The sequence below is a fragment of the Sphingobium ummariense RL-3 genome (assembly GCF_000447205.1).
In the GTDB taxonomy this organism is placed as follows: Bacteria; Pseudomonadota; Alphaproteobacteria; order Sphingomonadales; family Sphingomonadaceae; genus Sphingobium; species Sphingobium ummariense.
Genome location: NZ_AUWY01000114.1, coordinates 1 through 6,228, shown reverse-complemented (window position 1 = coordinate 6,228; position 6,228 = coordinate 1). Strand labels below are relative to the sequence as shown.

General features: G+C 63.4%; 3 protein-coding genes. All 3 read right to left on the bottom strand.

Annotated features, from left to right (window positions below; all coding sequences use genetic code 11):
• Positions 1-151: 151 nt before the first annotated feature.
• The gene (locus M529_RS41665; RefSeq protein WP_021224283.1) at positions 152-3,061 is read right to left on the bottom strand and encodes a Tn3 family transposase; all 2,910 of its coding nucleotides are present in this window, start codon (positions 3,059-3,061) and stop codon (positions 152-154) included.
• A gap of 145 nt (positions 3,062-3,206) precedes the next feature.
• A complete protein-coding gene (locus M529_RS41660; protein WP_021238843.1) occupies positions 3,207-3,908 on the bottom strand; it encodes a DUF6118 family protein in 702 nt (233 codons plus the stop codon).
• A gap of 9 nt (positions 3,909-3,917) precedes the next feature.
• The coding region (traA, locus tag M529_RS41655; protein WP_051184084.1) for a Ti-type conjugative transfer relaxase TraA at positions 3,918-6,228 on the bottom strand (2,311 nt) is incomplete at its 5' end.

Sequence of the window (6,228 nt, the reverse complement as noted above, 5' to 3'; positions counted from 1 at the left end):
ACGAGCCAAGTGCAAAATCCGTCACATTAGGGTGGCTCTTGCAGTGTATCGTCACATTGAGCGCAAACCCACCCTTTTGTGACAGACGAATGGTGTCACTCGGCCCTATCACTCTGGGGTGTACCCAAATGTTATAGGCCGATCAGCCGCCTCACGCTGCAAGCCGTCCAAAATCAATCCGGTCGTTCAGGTCGAGGTCGAAGCGGCCATAAGGGTTCACATGACTGTAGATCAACGGCGTGAGACCACGATAATCTTCCGGCGTCATCCGCCCCGCCCACTTCGGCTCAACCAGTACGGTCTGAAGCATGCGGGTGTTCACATACACCAGCGACGCTTGCAGGAGGTGTAGCGCCAGAACGGAGATTTCCTGCTCATGGATGCGGTTGGTGGCGATCTCGCCGCCCTTGCCGAAGAACACGAAACCATTAGCGCCGTTCCAGTTCTCAACCACATTCAGCCCTTCGTGGATCTCGCGGCGGAATGCCTCCTGACGCAAATACCGGCATAGGAAGATTGTTTTGACCGCGCGGCCGAGTTCACTCAGCGCCTTGTAGGTCGGGTGCATCACTTCGGCTCTGGCAAACCGGAGCAGGATCGCTTCCGGATCGGCGGTGCGCGATTGCATGGCAGCGGCATATTTGACCATTTCGTCATATTGTTGCTCGATCTCGTCCCAGTCGATCGGGCTGGAGAGGATCGGCAGTAAATTGGAAAGCCGCGTGCGCATGCCGGCTTGGGGAAGGGCCAGTTTCTGGCGTGCCACTGCTTTCAGCCGCGGGGCAAGCTCAAATCCAAGGAGTCGGCAGAACGCAAAGCCGACTGCGCTCTGGCCGTGGCTATCGACGTACTGGCGCTGGATTTCCATGTCGGTGCAATGGCGTAGCACGCCTTCGATCATGGAGGCGACCTCCGAGGAAGAGCACCGCTTGAGCTGGGAATAAACGCAGGTCGCGCGCTTCTCCACATGCCAGTAGATCATGACGCCACGGCCGCCATAGCGGGCGTGCCATTCCGTCATCAGGTTGCGGTCCCACGCGCCGAACTTCGTTGAATCGGACGCGCATGCCGTGCCCGCATCTCCCCATACTGCGGCATTGCGGATTGCCAGTGTCGCGTTTGCTACCCGCGCGCACGCCTCCCTCAGCGCTGGCGCGTGGATGAAACGGCGATGGACATGCAGCAATTCCTCGTAACTGACATCGGGTGTTGCGCCAGCGACCCGCTTGAGCCCGGCGTTCGTGCCCAAGCCATAGAGACACAGCAAAAGACGCTGAGCCAAGGCTGCTTTCGACAGGGTAACCCGCGAGGCCGACGTTTCGAAAGCATCCATCAATCCCGTGTCCAGAGCAGCCTCTTTCAACACGTCCAGCAGTCCGGTCATCGGCCAGCGCTGACCGATCTCGCTTTTGATCGAAGCGAGACCCTTCGGTTCGGGCAAGGGCTTGAACGGTGTAATCGATATCCGGTTGTCGCCGCGCCACAGGAGCCGGACCTTGTCGTTTTGTGGAATATTGGCATTGAGGAGCAACAGTTCCCGTTCAAGCTCCTCCCGGATCGAGGCGCAAAACGCCTGCGCATCTGGCGTCAGGCTGAGGCCGGAATAGTACGCATCTCGCCTGATCTCGAAGTCCTTGGGAAGATCGTCATCGGGATTGCGATAGCGATCCGCCCCGACCACCCAGATTTCTTTGGAGCGGATGCGGTCGCGCAGTTGCGTCAGGACGCAAAGCTCATAGCTGATCCGGTTTACCCGCCCATCGTCATCAATGACGGAACTGCGCCATCGCGCTGGAATCACCTCATCGATCGGAACATCCTGCAATGGCACGAAGCGGCATCCGCCATCCACCTTGCTCCTGATCCAGTCGAGGGCCGCCAGGACCGGCCGCCACACCGCGTTGTTCGACCGGAACTCAAGTACGGAAAGCAGGCTTGGCAGCATGCGCCGGTAATGATTGGCCCAGGAACCACGCATCACCTTGTAGATGCGCCGGTCCAGAGCGCCCTTCGCATGGCTCTCCTTGACGATCGCCGCCAGCTTGGCCTTACCGGCGATCGGGAAAATGACATCGCAGATGCGCCCCGATGGTTCATTGATCGAGGCGCTGGCGATCTCGACCAGCAGGCGCTCCTTTCCATAGACCCGCTCGATGTCTTTCGCGATATCGCCCACCACCTTGCGTTTCGAGCGCGTTCCGATCTTGTGAACGGTTTCGATCAGCAGGTCGATCATCGCGTCAGTGAGTTGCGCCTCCCGCGACATTAGATAAATCGCATAAAGGCCGAGCTGTCGCGCCGGCGCATGCCGGCGCATCTCCGAGGCCTTTTCACCGGCAACGCGGCGAACAATCTGATCGACCCATGGCTTGCCCGTAGCCGTCAGGAGATCATGGGGAAGATCAAGTCTCTGGATAAAGGCGAGTTTCTCGGTCACGTCGAGAATGTTGTCGAGCGTTGCCTGTCCGGCGTCACCCTTCATCCTGTTGAATCCGGTCGAGCTGTCCGGATCGGCAAGCGAGGCTTCCAATAACGCCACCGCATCTGACGAAAGCCGATCACTGGCTCCGATCAGCCAGGTGTCCAGATAATCTTGCCGTTGTGAGCGAACGACACGTTCAAGCTCCTTGCGCGACGGCCCATAAATACGCCGGTCCCGGCACCACAGGAAAACATGCTCAAGCATGGCATTGATCGACTGGCCGCCCGGGCACAGCTCGCCAGCAATCCATTCCGTCAATTGCGCGCGATCCACCCGCTTCATGCGGTGATATCCAAGATGGATCAGGATCTCCGCACAATGCCGTCGTGCTGTCCGACTGGAAAAGTCATAACCGGCTATCTCGCCAGCCTCGACACCGAGTTGCTCGGCCAGATACGAGAGGCCATCGGTAGGGATTGAGCCGGGATCGATCGCGAAAAACCCCAGGGAAGCGAAGAATTTCAGCTGTGCGGCGAGGCCAAGGCGCGTCAGGGCCGGCTTCGAATTTACAAAATCAATATCGGCAAAGCTCAGGCTCCATCGTCCGATCAAATCCCCGCCCGGAATACTCCGATCCATCAACCCACTCCCTATGATGGAGCGAACTGTCCTCTTCTATGATTTCCATCGTCAATACCGAATGCCACGTTCCCAAAACGTTCTCCGACTTGGCCAAAATCGCAGCTTGGGGCCGACTGGGCCAATTCGGTCGAAACCTCCATGCCTATTGCGCCGCCTTCACGTCGATCGTGCAGCGCACCGCCTTCTTGGCCTTGGCGGCCTTCTCGCGGCACGTCTGAATAGCCTCGCGGTTGCCATCCGCGAGCGGTGCCGCCGCGACGATCACGCCCCAGCTCTCGGGCGCGGCCGTCTGCATCAGGTGTTGCCCTGCTTCCCACGGGCTACCCTCGTCCAGAACGCGCGTCGCCAGGCGCTCGGGCCAGCGCCAGCTTGTCGGCGCGAGAAGCGCGAGCGGTATTTGCGCCAGGGCGTAGAGCAACATCCCCAACACCACGCCGCCCAATCCGGCCCACACCAGCCAGCGGTTCTGCTCGTCGCCCCGGCGCGCGGATGCTAGCCGGTTGCCGATCTCGCGGGCGGCCTTGTCCAGCCCTGCGCGTGCCTCGGCGACAAGCCGCGCGTCCTCGCGGCGCGCGCCGCTCGCCGCCGTCGCGATCTGGCTCGTCATGGAATCCGGGGTCATCGACAATAGCGGACTTTTGGCGATGGGATCGATCCGCTGGGCGAGCGCCACCAATATTTTCTCCGTGCGCTCAAGCGTCGGCTGATAATCGGGTATCTCGATGGACTCGCGCGCGGCCGTCAGTCCCTCGATGGCACTGCGCAGCAACGACACCTCGCGGCCAAGCTGGGCGAATGCCCGCGCCGCGTCATCCTCGCCCATGTCTTCGCGGTCGTCGTCCATATCCTCTCCTTACCGGCTCATCCCCAAGCCCCTGCCGAGCCCCAAATCGCGGGTCAGCTCGCGGGCAAGCTCACGGCTCTGGTTGATGCCCCTCTCAAGCCCCAACTCGCGACTACGGCCGCGCAGGAGCGATTCAACCTGGGGATCGCGCTCAAGGCTTTTCGCCATGCCCGCCATTTCCTGCCCCGCCTTTTCCCGGCCCGACATGTCGCCGGCGCGATAGAGGCGGTCCCGATCGGCGCTGAGGCCCTGCCAGCGTTCCACGAACCGATCGGCGCGCAAAGCCGGATCGACGCGCACGCGGGCTTCTCGGGCCATCGCCTCGATCATCGGGCCGCTGCGCCCCGCCGCCGCTTCGCGCAGCAATTCAGGATTGCGCTTCATCGCCTCCGTCATATCGTCCGAAGCCCCCGGCCGGAGCGTATCGAGCGCATGGATCGCGCGCTCGAGCGCGACCTTCTGATGCTCAAGGATCGGCGCACCCGATGCCCGCGCCTGCAACACCACCTCGGCCGAGCGCGAGGTCCGCTCGACAGCGCGCGCGAAGGCGCGGTCCTCGCCGCGATCGGCCCGCGCGGGCGAAGGCGTCGCCGGCGTCGCGTCGAGCTTCAACCCGTCGAACATGCCGCGCTTGGGTTTCTCGCCCTGGACACGCCCCGGCGCGGGTCGCTCGATCGGCTTCGGCTTGAATCCGTCGAACATGCCCCGCCGCGGCTGACGCTCACCCGCGGCCTTCGCCTCCTGATCGCCGCGGCTGATCGGCCGTGGATCCTCACGCACTTCGCGCGAATATCCACGGCGAGGCGCAAAGATCTCGACCCCCTGCCTCTCGGGCGCATCCGGCAAGCGGATCTCGCCCGACAACCCGCGCCGATCGGCGAAGTCACGAACCTCGGCGTCGCGGTCCCGATACATCGGATAATCCGACGCCATATCCTTCGACCGCTCGCGCGACAGGGTGCGGACAAGCTGGCGCTGATCGGCGAAGTCGTCGCGCCCGTAATGGAGCTGCACCCCGTCACGGTGTCGCGACAAGCCGACATAAGCCGAATGGCGGTCCATGCCGGGGGTGGCGAGGACGTGCGCCCGATCGACCGTCACGCCCTGCGATTTATGGATGGTCGCCGCATAGCCATGATCGACATGGGCATAGTCTTTCAGGTCGAACGCGACCGATCGACCGTCGTCGAGCCGGACCGCCATATGCTCTGGCGTAACCCGCTCGACCTTACCCAGCGTGCCGTTCTTCACCCCAAGCCCGCGCTCGTTCTTGAGGAACATGATGCGGTCGCCGCTGGCGAACTCCCGCGCGCCCCGCTCGGCCTTCACCTCCACGTCGGGACCAAGCGCAGCCGAGTCACGCAAGCGTGCGCGCGCGGCCAGGTTCAAATCGCGAACCTCGGCATTGGTGTGGGTGAGGATGATCCGGCTCTTGTCCGGATCGGCAAGGCGCTGCGCGTCCCAACCGTCCACCAGCTCGGCACGCGCCTGCTCGCGCGTGTCGGCCGCCTCGACCATCCCATGACGCTCATAGGCATGGATCGCCTCGCCGGTCCTGCCGGTCGCCAGCGCCCGCGTGGCGTCCTTCTGCCAATCCTCATGCTGTCGGCGTATCTCGCTGATCTCGGCGGCACCGTGCCGCTCGGCCAGCGCCCGGAACGCGGCACCCGCCTCGATCGCCTGCAACTGCTCGGCATCGCCGACAAGCACGACCTTGGCCCCGGCCCGTTCGGCTTCGCCAAGCACGCGCTCCATCTGGCGCGTGCCGATCATCCCGGCCTCGTCGATCACCAGCACGTCGCGCGGCCCGAGCTGCTCGCGGCCCTGCCCCCACTGATATTCGAGGCTGGCGATCGTGCGCGAGGCGATGCCCGATCCGCCTTCCAGCCCCTCGGCCGCGATCCCCGACAGGGCGGCACCGCGCACCGTGTAGCCGGCGCGCTCCCATTCGTCGCGCGCCACGCCCAGCATGGCCGACTTGCCGGTGCCGGCATAGCCGACCACGATTGAAAGATCGTTCCGGCTGGTGATATGCGCCAACGCGGCTTCCTGCTGGGTTCCCAGCACCAGGCTATCACTCCCGGTAGCGGCCACCCCCCTAACGGCCGCTGCCGGGAGACCATGCCCTCCCCGCTCTGCAAGCCTGTCAGCGGCCCGCTCAAGCCGCTGCTCGACCGCGATCATCTCGCGCGAGGTGAACCGCTCCTGCCCTTTCCCGTCCTGCCCCAGCCCCACCAGCTCGGGCGACGCCTTCACCGCGCTCATAGCTGTAGGCGCTTGCAATCGTAGCGGCGTCTGCTCGCAAACGGAGCGATTTTCT